This is a genomic window from Micromonospora purpureochromogenes, from assembly GCF_900091515.1.
Taxonomy (GTDB): Bacteria; Actinomycetota; Actinomycetes; order Mycobacteriales; family Micromonosporaceae; genus Micromonospora; species Micromonospora purpureochromogenes.
This window is the reverse complement of the sequence record NZ_LT607410.1, coordinates 325,412-341,828: the sequence shown is the minus strand read 5'-3', so window position 1 is coordinate 341,828 and position 16,417 is coordinate 325,412. Positions and strand designations below refer to the sequence as shown.

Here is a 16,417-nt window from a genome sequence, read left to right as displayed (position 1 = left end):
TCCCCGGGCCGCTCACACCACATCCGGCACCTCCTGGGTGGCGGGCCAGGCCAGCCGGGCCCGGCGGCGGTCCAGCAGCGCCCGGACCGGCACCTCCAGCGCGCCGGCCGCGCGCATCAACGGCCGCCCGGCGCGTACGGTGCCGCCCAGGCTGAGCACCTCGGCGGTACGCGGGTCCGCCGGCAGGGTGGCGATGACCGGCACCCGCAGCGCCTTGCTGATCTCGCCCTTGCCGTGCCCGTCGCCGACCACCAGCAGCCGCAGCGTGCCCGGGGGCACCCGGTGCTCGGTGAAGTCCCGTTCGATCGCCCCGATCATCGACCGGGTGGCGGAGAGATCGGGCAGCTGCGCCCGGGTGACCAGGAGCACCACCGCCGCGGCGCGCAGCACCGGCCACGGTGGACCGGCCACCTGGAGCCGCCCACAGTCGACGATCACGTCGTACGGCGGCTGGCCCTTCTCCAGGCTGCCGAAGAAGTCGGCGAAGCGCTGCCAGAGCGGGCTGACGCTGCCCGCCTGGGCCGGGTCGACCACGCCCGGCAGCAGCAGCCGTTCCCGCCGCGGCGCGTCCAGGTCGACCAGCTGCGACCAGAAGGCGGTCTCCAGGTTGCCGTCGCGCAGCTCGCCGACGGCCAGTTCACCGATGCCCCGGGGACCGTCCAGCGCGCCGCCGAGGTAGCCGGCGAGGATGGTGCCGCCGGCCGGGTCGCACTCGGCGAGCACCAGTCGCCGGTGCCAGCTCAGCGCGCAGGCCAGCGCGGTGGTGGTGACCCCGGGCGAGCCCTTCGCCGAGACCAGCGCGATGATCGCCATGGTCAGGCCGCCTCGACCAGCACCAGGGCGATCCGCTCCTGGGCGGCCAGCACCACCACGGCCGGCACGTCCCGGACGGGCAGCGCCACGTAGACCACCACGTCGTCGTTCTCCGGGGTGGCCGTGTCGATCACCGTGCCGGTGAACCGGGTGCCCGGCGCCTGGCTGTCGTCGTTGTCGGCCGGGGTGCTGACCAGCAGCACCTTGTCGCCGGGATGGAGCTTGCGGGCGGGGACCTGGCTCTGCTTCAAGCCGAGCGCGATCTGCTGCTGCCCCTCGCCGAGCAGCGGGGCGTCGGTGAGCTGCCCCATGGTCAGCAGCGTGCCGGGGGTGAGCGACACCGACGCCCGCTTCCCGACCACCTCGTCCAGCTTGCCGGCCGGCACCGGGGACAGCCCGGCCCCGCCGGAGACCTGCACGCTGACCAGGTCGTCGGCGCTGAGCTGCCGGCCGACCTCGACCGGGCGGGCCACCGCCAGGTAGCTGCCGGTGGCCCGGACCGAGGTGACCGCGAAGGCCGCGCCGAGGCCGCCCAACGCGATCAGCAGCACCGCCAGCCCCAGCAGGCCGGGGCGGGTCCGGCGCTGGCGGAGCACCTTCGGCGGGGCGACCGGCGCGTCGACCGGGGTGCCGTTACGGGTGACCAGGCTCATCGGGTAACCACCTGAAGCTCGTCGATCTCGATCAGAGTTGTCCCGCTGGTCCGGGTCTGGGCGATCACGCCGCTCTCGCCGCCACCGCGCCAGGTCACCGACCAGTACGTGGTGGCGCTGACCCGGTAGGTGCCGGCCTTCGGGTAGCCGGAGTCGTAGCCGCAGTCCGGCGAGGTCTTCCCGGCGCGGGGCCCCTTCGGGTCGTACGGGGTGCCCTCGTCGGCGCAGGTGACCTTGACGCCGTTGCCCATGGTCCAGACGATCCGGTCGACCTTGGCGGTGATGTCCACCCGCAGGCCGCGGTCTTCGTCCCAGGCGTTGATCGGGCCGAAGTAGTTCCGGCCCGGGCTGGCCCACATCCAGACCGGCAGGCCGACCAGGCCGGGGCCGGTGGTGCGGCGGGGCGCCACCGCGATCCGGGGCGGCAGCAGCGAGATCGATGCCAGGACCCGCCGGGCCAGTTCCTCCGGGTCGGGCGGCGTGCCGAACCCGGGTGGCGGGGTGTCCAGCAGCACCACGGTCTGGCTGCCGAGGTCGCCGCCGTTGCAGGTGCGGACGTACCACCTGGTGCCCTCGGGGGCCTCGGGCTGCGGCTCGGCCAGCTTGTAGTAGCAGCCGTCGGCGTTGTTGAACCAGCCGAGGAACTCGTTGTAGCAGGGCAGCGGCTTGCCGTTCCACTGGCACTTCGGGGCGGCGCCGCCGCCCGGATCGCCGCCGGTGTCCCCGCCGCCCGGGTCGCCGGGGGTGCCCGGGTCGTCGTCCCAGATGCTGCAGTCGTTCTGCCCGGGCGGGCACTGCGGCCCCGGCCCCTCCGCGGCCGCCGGGACCGGCGCGGCGAGCGCGACCAGCAGGGCCAGCAGCGTCGCGGCGAGCAGCCGCCGGGGCGTCCCGGCCCGGGGTCCGCGGGCCGGGACGCACCCTCCTCCCCAGGTCAGCACGGCTGGTCCTCGTGGGCGGCGCCGGAGCTGATCAGCCAGCGTCCGTCCGGGTACCGGGTGGCGGTCGCGGTGGCCAGGTGGCGGCCACCGCCCGAGCCGGGCACCACCCGCCGGTCCTTGGCGTACACCAGCCGGTAGCCGGTGGCGTCCAGGCAGTCCTGGATCTCCACGGTCGGCGGGACGGCGTCCAGGCTGACCGAGGTGACCGTGGGGTCGGAGCGCAACGTGCCGGTACGGACCGCGCCGTGCGTCCGGGCCTGGCCGATCGCCACCCGGACCCGGGTGAGCAGCGGATCGGCCAGGAAACGGCTGAGCGCGGGGTGGCGGGGGTCGCTGTCGCGGCTCGCCTCCCGGGACGCGGTGAGGTACCCGGAATAGGCGGCGAGCGCGGCCTGCCCGGCGGCCCGTTCCTCCTCGGCCGAATGCCGGGGCTCGGCGGCGGCCTTGCGGGCGGTGGGCCCGGTGGCCGTCTCCGACCCGCCGCCGCAGCCGGCGGTCGACCCGACCACCGTGGCGATGACCAGGCAGGTTGTCCATCGGCGGGGATGCCGTGTACGCACGCCGTGCCCTCCTCGGTGCCACCCGGCGGCCCGTCTCCGGTGACCTCCGGGCATGCGCCAGCGCGTCCGGATGATGCCGTCCGGACCTCGATTTGCCGCTGTCGCATTTACCTCTGCGGATGTTCTACGAAATGGTGGAACCTGATGTATCGCGTTGCCTCCGACGCTGGTGACGGGGGTTGCGCCGTACCCAAGGGGCGAGCATAGGCTCACGTCCGCCGATGCAACAGAGGCAATTCATTCGAACACGTTCGGTGATGAGCGGAGGTGATCAGGGGTGACCGCGGGCGAGTCCGGAACGCCGGGACGGGTCGCCGCACCCGGTCGGGGGGCGGGTGCCGACGGTCGGTCGGGCCCGCCCGCCGATCCGGCACTCGGGCCGGAAGATATGGCACCTGTCGATGCGTCTCGCCCGATCCGTCCCCTGATTGCGAAAACCGATGGAGGGGATTCCCGCGAATACGACGGCCCGGCCGACGCAAGCGATCCACCGCCACCGCCGACGGTCGATCATCACCCGGACCGGGGCCGGAAATCACTCTCCGTACGCGTCCTCGCCGCCCTGGCTGTGGCCCCGGTGCTCCGGTTCGTCGTCGCCCGGTACGCCGTACCGGCGGGGTCGCCGGCGCGGGCCGGCTGCGACGGCTGCGGCGCGCCGCTCGGGCTCGGGCGCCCGGGGCTCGGCCCGGCGGCCCGGTGCCCGGCCTGCGGGGCCCGGATCGGCGCCCCGCCGGGCAGCGTCGAACTGGCCGCCGTCGCGGCCCTGGCGCTGCTGGTCCTGACCGAGGCGACGCTCGCAGAGCGGGCCGCGCTCGCCTGGTGGCTCGGCTGGGCGGTGCCGCTGGCGCTGGTGGACCTGGCCGTGCACCGGCTCCCCGACCGGCTCACCTGGCCGGCCGCGGCGGGCACGGCCACGCTGCTCGCGGTGGCCGCGCTGGCCGGCCCCGGGCCGGCCCCGTGGCTGCGCGCCCTGACCGCCGGGGCTGCGCTGGGGCTGGCCTTCGCCGCCACCACACTCCTGCTCGGCCGGCGCGGCTTCGGCCTCGGCGACGCGAAACTGGCGCTGAGCGTGGGCATGCTGCTCGGCTGGTACGGCTGGCCGGTGCTGGTCGCCGGGCTGCTGCTCACCTTCGCCCTCTCGGCGGTGGTCAGCCTCGCGCTGCTGCTGGCCCGCCGGGTCAGCTGGTCGAGCCACCTTCCCTTCGGCCCCTTCCTGATCCTCGGCACCTGCACCGCCCTCCTCCTCCTCCCCACCTGACCCACCACCCGGCCCGCGGCCTTTCCCAGCCCTCGGTGACCAAGAGGTTTGCGTCCGGGAACGCCCTTTCCCGAGACGCAAACCTCTTGATCACCGGCGCGGCCGGTCGGGCTGTCCGACGCCGGGCGGGGTCAGGGGTGATCGGCGGTGGCCGGGAGTCGGTCCGGGTGGGTGGTGTGGCGGGCCAGCAGGTCGGCGACGGGGCGGGCGATCAGCGGCGTGCCGGCCAGCGTCACCAGGGCCCCGAGGAACAGGCCGGCGGCCACGTCGTGCGGGTAGTGCACGCCGACGAAGACCCGGGAGAGCGCGGCGAGCAGTGCCAGCGGCGCGGCGATCAGCCCGAGCCGGCGGGAGAGCAGCAGGGTCGCTGCGGCGAGCGCGCCGGCGATGGTGGCGTGGTTGCTCGGGAAGGACCAGTCGCCGACCGGCGGGCAGTGCCCGGCCACCACGGTCGCGGCTCCCCGGCAGGGCCGTGCCTCGTCGAAGACCGTCTTCAGCGCCTCGCTGCACGCGTACGCGAGGACCACGGTGACCGGCGCGACCAGCGCGACCGCCCGGTCCCACGGCTTGCCGCGCAGCAGCCGGGGCGCGGCGGCGAACAGGAACAGCGCGCCGAGCAGCAGGATCGCCGCCTCGGTGAAGTGCACCGCGAACCACTGCACCGGCGCCGGGGTGGAGTCCGCCACCTCGGTGATCTCCCGGTACCACTCCACGCTGATGTCGGGAACGTCCGTCGTGCCGGTCTGCACCATGCCTCACCTCACCAAATGTTCATACCCCGTTCACCTCGGGCAGACGGTACGAATCACGGAGGCGGCCGGCACCGTGCGATGGTGAGGGTTTGACCCTGACCTTCGTCTCAGCGACTTCACAGCCCCGGGCGGATTGGGCGGCCGCCGAGCACGGGTAACGGGAGTTCCGTGCGTAGTGACGAGAACTGGCTGGTGCGGCGTACCGCGGCCGACAGCGACCGGCTCGGCGAGACCGAGTCGGTCTTCGCGCTCAGCAACGGCTGGGTGGGCTGGCGCGGCACGCTGGACGAGGGCGAGCCGTACGGGATGCCGGGCAGCTACCTCAACGGCTTCTACGAGCAGCGCGAACTCAGCTACCCGGAGGACGGGTACGCCTTCCCGCAGCGCAGCGACACCGTGGTCAGCGCGCCCAACGCCGCCCTGATCCGGCTCTGGGTGGGCGGCGACGCGCTGGACCTGCGCACCGGGACGCTGCGCGCCCACGAGCGGGTGCTCGACCTGCGCGCCGGCGTGGTGCGCCGGGACACCGAGTGGATCTCGCCGGGCGGGCACGGGGTCCGCGTCCGCAGCACCCGGCTGGTGTCGCTGCCCCGGCACGCGATCGCCGCCGTCCGCTACGAGGTCGAGCCGCTGGGCGACGCGCCGGTCGACCTCCGGCTCTGCTCGGACGTGCAGGCCAACGAGCGGGTGCCGGAGCGCCCCGACGACCCCCGGGCCGCCTCGGTGATCCGCGACCCGCTGAACGCCGAGGTCCACCGCTGCGACGGCGGCTCCGGCGTGCTGGTGCACCGCACCGACCGCAGCGCCCAGCGGGTCGCGGTCGCGGTCACCCACGATCCCGAGATTCCGGGGGGCTTCGCCACCTCCGACGACTGCACCACCGACCGCCTCCGGATGTGCGTCGAGGGCCGGCTGCGCCCCGGCCAGCGGTTGCGGATAACCAAGTACGCCGCCCACGAGTGCACGCCGGTCGACGGCATGGCGGCGAACGAGCTGGCCGACCTGGTCGTCGCCGAGGCCGACGCCGCCCGGGAGTACGGCTTCGACGCCCTCCTCGCCGACCAGCGGGCCGCGCTCGACGGGCACTGGCAGACCGCCGACGTGGAACTCGACGGCGATCCCGAGCTCCAGCAGGCCATCCGGTTCGCCGTCTTCCACCTGCTGCAGGCCGGCCGGGCCGAGGGCGACCGGACCATCCCGGCGAAGGGGCTGACCGGCAACGGCTACGACGGGCACGTCCTCTGGGACAACGAGGGCTACGTGCTGCCGGTGCTGACGTACCTGGCGCCGGAGGTGACCCGGTCGGCGCTGCGCTGGCGGCACGCCCACCTGCCCGAGGCCCGGGAGCGCGCCGCCGAGCTGCGGCTGCCCGGCGCGACCTTCCCGTGGCGGACCATCAGCGGCCGGGAGTGCTCCGGCTACTGGCCCGCCGGCACCGCCGCCCTGCACGTCAACGCCGACATCGCCGACGCGGTGCTGCGCTACGTCGCGGCCACCGGGGACGACGACCTGCTCGCCGGGGTCGGGCTGGAGCTGCTGGTCGCCACGGCTCGGCTCTGGCACGGCTTCGGGTACTGGTCGGACGAGGGCGCCTTCCACATCACCGGCGTCACCGGCCCGGACGAGTACGCCGCCCTGGTCGACGACAACCTCTTCACCAACGTGATGGCCCGGCGCAACCTGCTCGGCGCCGCCGACGCCGCCGAACGGCATCCCGGGCGCGCCGAGGAACTGGGCGTCAGCCCGGCCGAGATCGCCGGCTGGCGGGCCGCCGCCGACGCGGTCCACCTCCCGTACGACCGCAAGCGGGGCGTGCACCAGCAGGCGGCCGGGTTCACGGAGCAGCCCGAGTGGGACTTCGCCGCGCTGACCGAGGACGACTACCCGCTGCTGCTGCACTTCCCCTACCTGGAGCTCTACCGCAAGCAGGTGGTCAAGCAGGCCGACCTGGTGCTGGCCATGCAGCGCTGCCCCGGCGAGTTCACCGCCGAGGAGAAGGGACGCAACTTCGCCTACTACCAGGCCCGGACCGTCCGCGACTCGTCGCTCTCCGCCGCCTCGCAGGCGGTGCTGGCTGCCGAGATCGGGCACCTGGACCTGGCGTACGACCTGTTCGCCGAGGCGGCGCTGCACGACCTGGCGGACCTGGGTGACAAGACCAGCGACGGGCTGCACCTGGCCGCGCTGGCCGGCGCCTGGACGGCGGTGGTGGAGGGCTTCGGCGGGCTGCGCGACCAGCGGGGCGAGCTGTCCTTCGACCCCCGGCTGCCGGCCCGGCTCGATCGGCTGGCCTTCGGCCTGCGCTGGCGTGGGCAGCGGCTGCGGGTCACCCTCACTCGGGACGAGGCCCGCTACGAGTTGCCCGACGCCGCCCGGGAGGTCGAGGTCACGCTCCGGCACGCCGGGGAGCTGGTGACCGTCACCGGTCGGACAGCGGTGACCCGGCCCATGCCGCCGGTGCCGGACCCGGGCCCCGAGCCGCCGTCCCCGGCCGGCCGGCGTCCCGCCCGCCGCTCGGCCGGCTAGGGTGGCGCGGGTGCCCGCACTCCAACGCCTGAGGCCCGACCACGCTCCCGCGCTGCTGGAGTTCGAGCAGGAGAACCGGGCGTACTTCGCCCGCAGCGTGCCGGACCGCGGCGACGACTACTTCGCCCGGTTCGACACCCGGCACGCGGCGCTGCTCGCCGAGCAGGAGACCGGTCGCTGCCACTTCCACCTGCTGGTCGACGACGACGGCGAGGTGCTGGGCCGGTTCAACCTCGTCGACGTCGCCGACGGCGCGGCCGACCTGGGCTACCGGGTCGCCGAGCGGGCCGCCGGGCGCGGTCTGGCCACCGCCGGCGTACGGCAGGTCTGCGACCTGGCCCGCGACGCGTACGGGTTGGTCCGGCTGACCGCCTCGGCGACGCTGGACAACGCCGGCTCGCTGACGGTGCTGCGCCGGGCCGGGTTCACGCCGGTCGGCGAGGTGCTGCTCGACGGCCATCCCGGGTTGCGCCACGTCAGGGAACTGGCCGGCTGACCCCGTTCGCCATCCGCTCCCGGACCGCCTCCAGCGCCTCGAAGGCGTACGCCCAGTTGTGGCACTTGAAGCTGCGCAGCCCCTCGATCGGGGTGTGGCAGTCGACGCAGTGCACCCCGGCGATCCCGTCCGGCACCTCGGTGTTGACGTACTTGCGCTCGCCGAGGATGACGGTGGCGATCATCGCCTTGTCGTGCACGCCCTTCAGCGCCGAGGAAATGATGTCCAACCAGGTCTGCCGGCGGCCGCACTTCGGACAGTCCGGCTCGTCGCCGCTGACCCAGAGCGGCGCCCCGATGCTCGCCGGCGGCATCCCGAGCAGCTTCTCGATCCGGCGTACGTCGTGTTCCGGAGTCACCCACCGGTGCCGTCCGGGCAGCGCGGCGGGCGAGTCGTACACGGCTCGGAACAGGACCGGATCGACCTCGACGGTCTCCCGCTGACGGGTCATCGCGTACCTCCTCGGCGACGGTCGTGCCCCCGTCGTACGGCAGCCGCCGGCGCACCGCAGCCGGATCACCGACACGATGGGTCAGCGTAGCGTCGCTGCGAGTGCTAGACATGCAGGCGCGACGTCGCCGAGCGAGGGGAGTTTCCGGTGACCGCGCCGACCGACGCCGAGCAGCGGCCCAACGTGGCCCGGATGTACGACTACTTCCTGGGTGGCTGCCACAACTTCGCCGCCGACCGGGCCGCCGCCGAGCAGATCCTGTCGATCTTTCCGGACACCGGCGTCGCCGCCCAGGCCAACCGCCACTTCCTGCGCCGGGCCGTCCGGTTCGCCGCCGAGCGGGGCGTACGCCAGTTCCTCGACATCGGCGCCGGCCTGCCCACCCAGGGCAACGTGCACGAGATCGTCCGCCAGGTCGCGCCCGACTCGCGGGTGGTCTACGTCGACGTCGACGAGGTCGCCGTCGCGTACGCCCGGCGACTGCTGCCCATCGACGACCGTACGGTGGTGGTCCGCGCCGACCTGCGCCGCCCCGACGAACTGCTCGCCCACCCCGACGTGCGGTCCTTCCTCGACCTCGACCGGCCGGTCGCGGTGCTGCTGGTGGCGGTGCTGCACTTCGTCACCGACGCCGAGGACCCGTACGCCGCGGTGGCCCGGCTGTGCGACGCCACCGTTCCCGGCAGCCACCTGATGGTCTCCCACCTCACCTCCGACGGCGCGCCGCCGCTGCCGGCCCAGCGGGGCACGGCGGTCTACCAGCGCAGCAGCGCGCCGCTGGTGCCCCGCACGCACGCCGACATCCTGCGCTTCCTCGACGGGTACGACCTGGTCGAGCCCGGCCTGGTGCCGGTGGCGCAGTGGCGGCCGGACGGCGAGCCGCAGCAACGCGTCTCCCACGGGTACGGCGGCGTCGGCGTTCGCCGCTGACCCGCCCCGGCGGAAACCCTCCCCGTTCCGACACCTGTCGGCGGGCCGCCCGGCCTGGTGTGATTTCTGGCGGGCGCTGTCGGCCACGTCCTCCGGCCCGGCGCCCGGCGCACCGGGGGAGGCGTGCGCCGGCGACCTCGGCGGACCCTTCGCGGGGGCCGACACGCCTGGAGGAAACAGGGGGGTGTGCCCTCCGGGCCGCGTGCGACGTGGTCCGGAGGGCACGCGTACGTCAGCCGGGCAGCCCCACCGCTCCCCGGCGCACCGCCTCGCCGGCCAGCCGGGACCGGCGCCGCTCGTCGTTGGTGACCAGCCCGAACTTGTCATACAGGTTGGTCAGGTGCTTCTTCACGGCGCTCTCGCTGACGCCGAGCGCGGTGGCCAGCGCCCGCACGGTGGGCGGCTCGGGGAAGGCGGTGCCGCCCTCGACGTACGGGCGGCAGAGCACCTCGACCAGTTCCTGTTCCCGCCGGGTCAGCGCCGGGGGCGCCGGCGGGGGCTCGACGCCCACCGTAAGGGTGCCGGTGAGTTCCGCCGGCGCGCGGAACAGCAGCCGGGCCGGGCCGATCTCCACCCGGTCGCCGTCGCGCAGCAGTCGGGCCTCGCGCACCGCAGCGCCGTTGACGGTGGTGCCGTTGGTGCTGCCCAGGTCGCGGATCGTCCAGCCGGACGGGAACCGCTCCACCAGGGCGTGCAGCCGGGAGACCAGTTTGCTGTCGATGGGCAGCTCGTTGCCGGGCGCCCGGCCGATGGTCAACGCGTCGGTGGTCAGCGGCACCAGCCGGACCGCGCCCACCCCGTGGACCTCGAGGTATCCGGCGGTCACCGGTCGCACCAGGGCTCGGTGGTCGCGGTGGTGGCCACCTGCGACCGGTCGGCGGTGACCGTCGCCGTCGCCGTGGTGCACCGCCCCGCCGACGGGTACGGCTCGGTCCACAGCTCGTACGGCTGCCCGACGGCGCGCTGCCGGGCGGGTGTGGGCCGGTCGGCGCGTACCCCCAGGTCGACGGTCCAGGTGCCGCCGCCGGTGGCCGCGTTGTCCCGGTACTGCTTCCACACCCAGACGTACGCCATCGTGGCCCGGCAACTCGGCGACCAGTACTGCTTGACGGAGATCGCCCGCAGCCCGCCCGCGTGCCCGTACGCGGAGGCGCCGACCTGGTAGGCGTCGGCGTAGCAGGGGCCGGGCGGCGCGTCGTCCCGGCTGGCGGACCGGGGTCGGCCGGTGCCGACGACCGGGGTGGAGAACCGCCGGCCGTCCACGGTCAGCTCGAGCGACGCCCGGATCGGCCCGGCGGAGTGCGGGACGGCGACCAGCCGCACCGCGCACCGGTCGCCCGGCGCGAGCGGTCGGGTGGTGCACCCGTCCGCGACGATCCGCAGGTCGCTCCGGGACGGCCCGGTCAGCGTCAGCCCGGTCAACCGCACCGGCCGGTCCGCGCGGTTGCCGACGGCCACCACCTGCTCGGGCGACTCGGCGTTGAGTTCCAGCTCGCCGAAGGGCACCTGGGCCGGCAGCTCCACCGGGGCGGGCGTGGGCAGCGCCCGCGACCCGCCGGCGGCCAGCACCGTCGCCAGGGCGACGAGCAGCCCGAGCGAGCGGGTCAGCGCGTGCCGGCGTACCCGCGACGGCCGGCGCGTGACGGTGGCCGACAGCGCCAGGGCGGCCCGGCGGCGGTCGGACAGCGACAGGGGCGCGGCCTCGCCGGCGGCGGGCTGCGGCGGCCAGGGCTCGGCGGGGTCACCGCCCGGACCGCCGAGGACGAACGGGCTCAGCGGCAGGCCCGCCGCCACCTGCGCCGCCCGCAGCTCCTCGGCGAACGCGGCGGCCGTCGCGGGCCGGCGCGCCGGATCCTTGGCCAGCGCGCGCTCCAACGCCGCGCACACCCCGTCGGGTACGCCGAGCGGGCGCAGGTCCGGCACCGGGTCGACGGCGATCCGGCACAGCAGCGACTCCACCGACTCCCCGTCGGCGGGCGCGAAGGGCGGGGCGCCGCGGATCCAGTGCAGCACGGTCGAGGCGAGCGCGTAGACGTCGGCGGCCACCGACGCCGGCTCGCCGCGCAGCACCTCCGGCGCGGCGTGCAGCACGCTCGCGGTCACCCGCCCGTCCGCGCCGGTCGGACGGGCCGAGCGGGGCCGGGCCTGCCCGAAGTCGGCCAGCTTCGGCTCGCCGTACCCGGAGATCAGGATGTTCTCGGGCTTGACGTCGCGGTGCAGCACGCCCGCGCGGTGCGCGGTCTCCAGCGCCCCGGCCACCGCGATGCCCCCGGCGACCGCCTCGCGCCAGTCGCCGGCCGCGCCGTCGCGCAGCCGGTCACCCAGCGAGCCGCCCTCCTCGTACGCCATCAGCAGGTACGGGTTGCCGGCGGCGGTGCGGCCGGCCTGGTGCAGCGTGACGATGTGCGGGTGGTCGGAGAGCCGGCCCAGCATCCGCAGTTCCCGCTCGAAGCGGGCGCGGGACGGGCCGTGCCAGTCGGCGGCGAGCACCTTGACCGCCACCCAGCGGGCGAAGTCGGGCTGCCAGGCGCGGTAGACGACGCCGAAGCCGCCCCGCCCCACCTCGACGGCGTCGGTGCAGCCGTCGACCCCGAGGGCGGTGCCCGGGCCGTGCGTCACCGACTGCTCGCTGTGGACCATCGCCGCTGAATGCTACCGATGGGTCGCCAACGCGGTGTCGGCCGTTCGCACTGCAGGACACTTCCCGTGGTGGGGCGCCCCGGCGACCGGGACGCCCCGGCCCGGTCAGTAGTCGTTGTAGAACCGGAAGGCCCGGCACTCGCTGTCGTGCCCGTCCTTCCACCGGCAGAACAGGAAGCCGATGTAGCGGTTCTCCGGCAGGTTGTAGGCACCGCCCTCGCTGGCCTGGTGGGTGGCGCAGTTGCCCTCCCCGCCCCGGCTGAACTCGTACAGCGGCGCCCCGTACGCGTCGTCGAGGCTGACGAACATCTTCACCGCGTACCCGTCGGCGTCGGTGTCGCAGATCTTGAGGATGTCGCCGTGCTCGGTGAAGTACGCCTCGCCGCTGTAGTCGAAGATGCCGCCGCCGAACGCGTCGCCGGTGTTCATGACGTGGTACGAGTCCGACGCCATGGCCGGACTGGGCAGCGCCACGGTGAGCGCGGTGACCGCCGCGGCCACGCCGAGTGCCTTCCGCATGGTGAACTTCATGCTGGTGGTCTTCCTTTCGGGGTATGTCTCTCGGTGGGTCGGCGCCCCGGCTGCGGTGCGGGACGCCCGGACGGGCCCGCCGGCTGTCTCCGGCGGGCCGCGTCGTGGCTCAGCGGTCAGCAGACGGTGCTGGTCGAACCACCCGTGCTGTTGAGGTAGCCCGTCACGTGGGTGCAGTACGACGCCGTGTTGGCGGGCGCGCCCCACAGCTCGGCGCGGGTGGTGTTGCTCAGCTGGCCCACGCCGTAGTCGCTGCCGCTGTCCGACTCGTTGATCACGTGGACGTAGAGGTCCCAGTTCGAGTGGGTGGCGCGGTACTGCTCCCAGACGTAGATGTAGGCGTAGTTGTAGCCGCAGCCGTAGTACTGCTTGACCGAGGCCGCCTGTACGCCACCGACGGTGAGCACCCGGGTGGTGCCGATCTGGCGGACGCTGGAGCAGCTCGACGGCGTACTGGCCAGCGCCGGCGACGCGTCGACCAGCGCGACGGCGCCGGCGGCGAGGATTGCGCCCGTGGCGGCGAGGGAACGGCGGAGGATCGACATGTCAGCCCTGCTCTCTCTGGTGATCTTTCGCCGCTGAGAAAACCAGGGGCCGGGCGCCGCCGACAGGTGACGAAGCGGCGACCATTTCCTCCCCTCACGGCGGGTGACGCCCGGACCGTCCACATCGCCTGCTGCCGGAAGTGCCGGTGATCCTGGCTGCGACCAGGGCCCGCTCTGCTTGACAACCGAGCCGAGACTCGGGCCATGAACGACCGCTACCGGCAGTTGCCGCCCCGGATCGAGCCGCGCTACATGACCCAGCCGGTGTCGGGGCCGCCGCCGCTGCCGGAGGTGGCGGAGACGGTCGGGCTGACGGCGGCGGGGCAGGTCCAGGACATCTCGCGGTTCGCCGAGGGGATGACCCGGTCCGGACCGACGCGGGGCAACGGGGCGCTGCTCGCGGTCCTGAGCGTGCTGGCCGTGCTCGTCATCGTTTTCGCTCTGTGGCTCGGCTGAGCGGTGCCGTCGTCTCGGCCGCGTCCTGCCGTGCTGTAGGTGATCATTGCTTCGGCTGACACCGCTCGGAGTGCAGCCCGACACCGGCGGCGGCCGGCCGGTCCGGTGTCGGGACCGCGCGACACCTGAGCGTCAGGATCTGCGACACCAGCTCCACCGACCTCCATGCGGTGGCTGCCTCGGCGGGGACAATGAGACTCGACGAGGGAGGTCGGGGGATGAGTAAGGACCGGGAAGGCAATGACCGGGCAGCGGACGAGGCGTTCGAAGCCCAGCGACACGACAGGTTCGGCAAGCTGCCGCCCCGGGTCGAGCGGGAGGAGCAGGTGGAGACGGCAGACACGGAGCCTCCGCACGAGGAGCCGGAGGAGCCGCCGGTGCGCCGGGAGTGGGGGTAGGAGGGGTGGCTGGAATCGAGCTACCCCTCAGGCGGTCAGCAGCCCGACGCCGAGGCTGATCACACCCGCGGTCAGGGAGAGTGCGCCGATCCACAGCACCCACACGAGTCTGTTGGGTCCGGTGGCGTTCCTGCCGGCGGAAGAGGCGAAGAACCCGGCGGGCATCAGGATCGCGGCGACGGGCAAGCCCAACCGGGCGATCCACAGCAAGGCACCGGTGAGGCTCGTGGCGTCCACATAGAGCAGGCCGACCAGGCTCAGGATCACCAGTACGCCGGCATGGCCGTGCCCGGCGCGGGCGAAGGACCGCTGGAAGTCGGTCATCGGCACAGCGCCCCGGGCGATTCGGGTCATGAACCAGCCGCCGACCTCGATGGTGACGATGGTGAGTAGAACCACCCCGGCGATCATGCGGGACTCGGTACTGAGGGTCATGGTCTGCACGGCGAACTCCTTTCCGATCAGCTTGGCGAGGGGCTATCGGGCAACGGTCGCTGATCTTGCGACGCCAGAGCGCGGCAGGTGCAGGACACGTCGGGCCACCGTGCTGTCGGCCGATCGGGCCACCCAGACGGCGATGGCGATGTAGAGGACCTGCTGTGGGATTCGCAGCCACAGCGGAGTCGGCTCATCCCCGTTGAACGGCACATCGTTGACGGCGGCGTAGACGTTCGCCGGAAGCAGGAGCACGTAGAGCGCGGCAAGGCTGACCCCGGCCGCCCAGCGGGTTGCGGTCAACACCAGGCCCACGGCGCCCAGCAGCTCCAGCACGCCGGTCAGGTAGACCATCGCGTCGGCGAACGGCACGACTGGCGGCACCATCCGGACCAGGTCGGCGTGGTTCGGCATCACGGTGACGCTGGGCGGAACGAAATGCGCGGACGCGGTGACGACGAGCATGACCGCCATCGCGTGCGCCACGCTGGCCGCCCAGGTGGCGAACCGACGCACACCGAGCGCACCCAGTAGGCGGAAGCCCAGCAGGGCCGTCACCAGAATCACCTCGAGCATGATCGTCCCTCTCAATGGATAGCGCAGCTATCTACTTATGGATAGTGCTACTCTCCATTGAAGGAGAGAGGAAGTCAAGGGATGCGCATCGCGGAGCTGAGCCGGCGGTCAGGGGTTGCGGTACCGACGATCAAGTACTACCTACGGGAGGCCCTGTTGCCGCCCGGCGAGCTGACCAGCCCCAACCAGGCCAGTTACGACGAGCATCACCTGAATCGACTTCGCCTGATCCGAGCCATGATCGACCTGGCCCAGGTTCCCGTAGCCCGAGTCAGAGCCGTGCTGGAAGCGCTCGATTCCGACACCCTGTCCCTGCACGAACGGATCGGGGTGGTGCATCGGGCCATCACCCCGAGTCGGCAACTGACCGCCGGCGACAGCGCACGCACGGCCGCCGCTGTGCAGGTGCAGGAACTCATCGAACGGCGCGGCTGGGCCGTCGAGCCGGACTCACCTGCGATCGCCACCCTGGTCGAAACCATCAGCGTCCTGCGATCGCTCGGCCAGGATCACCTGGTCGACCTTCTGGACCCCTACGCGGAGGCGGTTGAGCGGTTCACCGAGCTGGAGGTCGCTGCGGTCGCCTCCCGGACCGATCCCGACCAGGTCGCCGAGAGCGTGGTGATCGGAACCATCCTCGGTGAGAACCTCGTCGCGTCGCTGCGACTGTTGGCTCAGGAGAACATCTCGTCCCAGCGCCTGAAGTAGGCAGTTGGTTGGACGACGACACGAGGTTGAGGGCTGACCGGCGCAGCGAGGCGGGGACGCTGGACAACGCCTTGTCGGCGTAGCCTCGCTGGCAATCGCCGAGCTGGAGGTGGCCAGTGTCCAGGTGGAGCCCGCGTCGGCGTCGGGCGGTGGCCGCCCTGGTGACGGTGGTCGCGGTGGCCGCGGGTGTGGTCACCATCGCCTGGGTCCGGCGCACCGCCTCGCCCTGGCCGGCAAGGGCCGGCGCTCCTTATGAGATCCCGCTCGGACCGGATGGCTGCCCGGTCATCGAGGAGCGGCATCAGTTCGTCGACGTCCCTGGCCCGCTCGTGCCGCCCGGAGCCACGGAGGTGTTGCTGTGCACCGCGCCCACGGCACTGCACATCCAGCGCCCCGGGGTGGTGGACCCGCCGCGTCAGCGGGTGCTGCTTGCCGGGGCCGCCGACTTCGCCGCGCTGCTGAACCGACTACCCGATCGCAACGATGCCTGGCGCCAGTGGCAGCGGCGACACAGCGGCTGGTGGCCCGATGCCGCCCCGGCGCCGATGGGCGAGGCCTGCCTCTTGATCGGATACAGCCACGAGCACTCGTTCCTGCTGCGCTACCCGGACCGGCCACCGGTGCCGCTGATCTACACGTGTGGCGGCCTCACCTCAGGCACTCGGACCCGGATGGATCACCACAAACCGCACCTGGTGGACGAGTTCCTGAGCCGCTTCCAGCAGCAGTAGCCCAACGATGATGGGCCGGT

The 16,417-nt window shown here is 73.4% G+C and carries 20 protein-coding genes; 8 read left to right on the top strand and 12 right to left on the bottom strand.

Annotation, left to right across the window (positions count from 1 at the left end):
* Positions 1-12 precede the first annotated feature (12 nt).
* The 4 genes from GA0074696_RS01530 to GA0074696_RS01515 are packed head-to-tail and all read right to left on the bottom strand — an operon-like array spanning position 13 to position 2,964.
* On the bottom strand, positions 13-813 hold the full coding sequence (locus GA0074696_RS01530; protein WP_088959432.1) for a P-loop NTPase family protein: 801 nt from the start codon (positions 811-813) through the stop codon (positions 13-15).
* Between the two features lie 2 nt (positions 814-815).
* On the bottom strand, positions 816-1,466 hold the full coding sequence (locus GA0074696_RS01525) for an SAF domain-containing protein (protein ID WP_088959431.1): 651 nt from the start codon (positions 1,464-1,466) through the stop codon (positions 816-818).
* Positions 1,463-2,404 (bottom strand): hypothetical protein, encoded by a 942-nt coding sequence (locus GA0074696_RS01520; protein WP_088959430.1) that lies wholly within the window; start codon positions 2,402-2,404, stop codon positions 1,463-1,465. Before GA0074696_RS01520 ends, GA0074696_RS01525 begins: the two co-directional genes overlap by 4 nt.
* Positions 2,398-2,964, bottom strand: a complete 567-nt coding sequence (locus GA0074696_RS01515) for a hypothetical protein (RefSeq protein WP_088959429.1) — start codon at positions 2,962-2,964, stop codon at positions 2,398-2,400. The genes GA0074696_RS01520 and GA0074696_RS01515 overlap by 7 nt, the downstream gene beginning before the upstream one ends.
* A 568-nt stretch (positions 2,965-3,532) precedes the next feature.
* On the opposite strand from GA0074696_RS01515, the gene GA0074696_RS01510 reads away from it, so the two are divergent.
* Entirely contained in the window at positions 3,533-4,222 is a 690-nt protein-coding gene (locus GA0074696_RS01510; protein ID WP_231925223.1) for a prepilin peptidase, read from the top strand.
* 131 nt (positions 4,223-4,353) lie between these two features.
* On the opposite strand, the gene GA0074696_RS01505 is transcribed toward GA0074696_RS01510, so the two are convergent.
* Positions 4,354-4,974, bottom strand: a complete 621-nt coding sequence (locus tag GA0074696_RS01505) for a phosphatase PAP2 family protein (RefSeq protein WP_088959427.1) — start codon at positions 4,972-4,974, stop codon at positions 4,354-4,356.
* Positions 4,975-5,142: 168 nt separating this feature from the next.
* Between GA0074696_RS01505 and GA0074696_RS01500 the strand changes: the two genes are divergently transcribed.
* A complete protein-coding gene (locus GA0074696_RS01500; protein WP_088959426.1) occupies positions 5,143-7,500 on the top strand; it encodes a glycoside hydrolase family 65 protein in 2,358 nt (785 codons plus the stop codon).
* 10 nt (positions 7,501-7,510) lie between these two features.
* Positions 7,511-7,996, top strand: coding sequence for a GNAT family N-acetyltransferase (locus GA0074696_RS01495; RefSeq protein ID WP_088964294.1), 486 nt, complete (start codon positions 7,511-7,513; stop codon positions 7,994-7,996).
* Here the strand turns inward: GA0074696_RS01495 and GA0074696_RS01490 are convergent.
* Positions 7,977-8,447, bottom strand: coding sequence for a hypothetical protein (locus GA0074696_RS01490; RefSeq protein WP_088959425.1), 471 nt, complete (start codon positions 8,445-8,447; stop codon positions 7,977-7,979). The two genes, GA0074696_RS01495 and GA0074696_RS01490, sit on opposite strands and share 20 nt — an antisense overlap.
* 147 nt (positions 8,448-8,594) lie before the next feature.
* Here GA0074696_RS01490 and GA0074696_RS01485 point away from each other — a divergent pair, with 147 nt between their 5' ends.
* Positions 8,595-9,377 carry an SAM-dependent methyltransferase gene (locus GA0074696_RS01485; protein ID WP_269458703.1) on the top strand — a complete coding sequence of 261 codons (783 nt, stop codon included), beginning with the start codon at positions 8,595-8,597 and terminating at the stop codon, positions 9,375-9,377.
* Between the two features lie 232 nt (positions 9,378-9,609).
* Here the strand turns inward: GA0074696_RS01485 and GA0074696_RS01480 are convergent, their stop codons facing one another.
* The 4 genes from GA0074696_RS01480 to GA0074696_RS01465 form a co-directional block, all read right to left on the bottom strand.
* Positions 9,610-10,203 (bottom strand): FHA domain-containing protein, encoded by a 594-nt coding sequence (locus GA0074696_RS01480; protein WP_197700804.1) that lies wholly within the window; start codon positions 10,201-10,203, stop codon positions 9,610-9,612.
* The gene (locus GA0074696_RS01475; protein WP_088959424.1) at positions 10,200-12,017 is read right to left on the bottom strand and encodes a serine/threonine-protein kinase; all 1,818 of its coding nucleotides are present in this window, start codon (positions 12,015-12,017) and stop codon (positions 10,200-10,202) included. Before GA0074696_RS01475 ends, GA0074696_RS01480 begins: the two co-directional genes overlap by 4 nt.
* Before the next feature lie 105 nt (positions 12,018-12,122).
* Positions 12,123-12,548, bottom strand: coding sequence for a hypothetical protein (locus tag GA0074696_RS01470; RefSeq protein ID WP_088959423.1), 426 nt, complete (start codon positions 12,546-12,548; stop codon positions 12,123-12,125).
* Positions 12,549-12,664: 116 nt separating this feature from the next.
* Positions 12,665-13,093: a hypothetical protein gene (locus GA0074696_RS01465; protein WP_088959422.1), complete on the bottom strand. Its 429-nt coding sequence runs from the start codon at positions 13,091-13,093 to the stop codon at positions 12,665-12,667.
* A 204-nt stretch (positions 13,094-13,297) separates the two neighbouring features.
* Between GA0074696_RS01465 and GA0074696_RS01460 the strand changes: the two genes are divergently transcribed.
* Together GA0074696_RS01460 and GA0074696_RS30620 are read left to right on the top strand one after the other, a co-directional pair.
* Positions 13,298-13,549, top strand: a complete 252-nt coding sequence (locus GA0074696_RS01460; RefSeq protein WP_088959421.1) for a hypothetical protein — start codon at positions 13,298-13,300, stop codon at positions 13,547-13,549.
* Between the two features lie 218 nt (positions 13,550-13,767).
* Positions 13,768-13,947, top strand: a complete 180-nt coding sequence (locus tag GA0074696_RS30620) for a hypothetical protein (protein WP_157745755.1) — start codon at positions 13,768-13,770, stop codon at positions 13,945-13,947.
* Between the two features lie 27 nt (positions 13,948-13,974).
* Here the strand turns inward: GA0074696_RS30620 and GA0074696_RS01450 are convergent, their stop codons facing one another.
* Together GA0074696_RS01450 and GA0074696_RS01445 are read right to left on the bottom strand one after the other, a co-directional pair.
* Positions 13,975-14,382, bottom strand: coding sequence for a hypothetical protein (locus tag GA0074696_RS01450; protein WP_088964291.1), 408 nt, complete (start codon positions 14,380-14,382; stop codon positions 13,975-13,977).
* A 42-nt stretch (positions 14,383-14,424) separates the two neighbouring features.
* Complete coding sequence (locus GA0074696_RS01445; RefSeq protein ID WP_088959420.1) at positions 14,425-14,958, bottom strand: DoxX family protein; 534 nt, start codon at positions 14,956-14,958, stop codon at positions 14,425-14,427.
* A gap of 81 nt (positions 14,959-15,039) precedes the next feature.
* Between GA0074696_RS01445 and GA0074696_RS01440 the strand changes: the two genes are divergently transcribed.
* Both GA0074696_RS01440 and GA0074696_RS01435 read left to right on the top strand, forming a co-directional pair.
* The gene (locus GA0074696_RS01440; RefSeq protein ID WP_088959419.1) at positions 15,040-15,666 is read left to right on the top strand and encodes a MerR family transcriptional regulator; all 627 of its coding nucleotides are present in this window, start codon (positions 15,040-15,042) and stop codon (positions 15,664-15,666) included.
* A gap of 149 nt (positions 15,667-15,815) precedes the next feature.
* A complete protein-coding gene (locus tag GA0074696_RS01435; protein ID WP_088959418.1) occupies positions 15,816-16,397 on the top strand; it encodes a hypothetical protein in 582 nt (193 codons plus the stop codon).
* Positions 16,398-16,417: the final 20 nt, after the last annotated feature.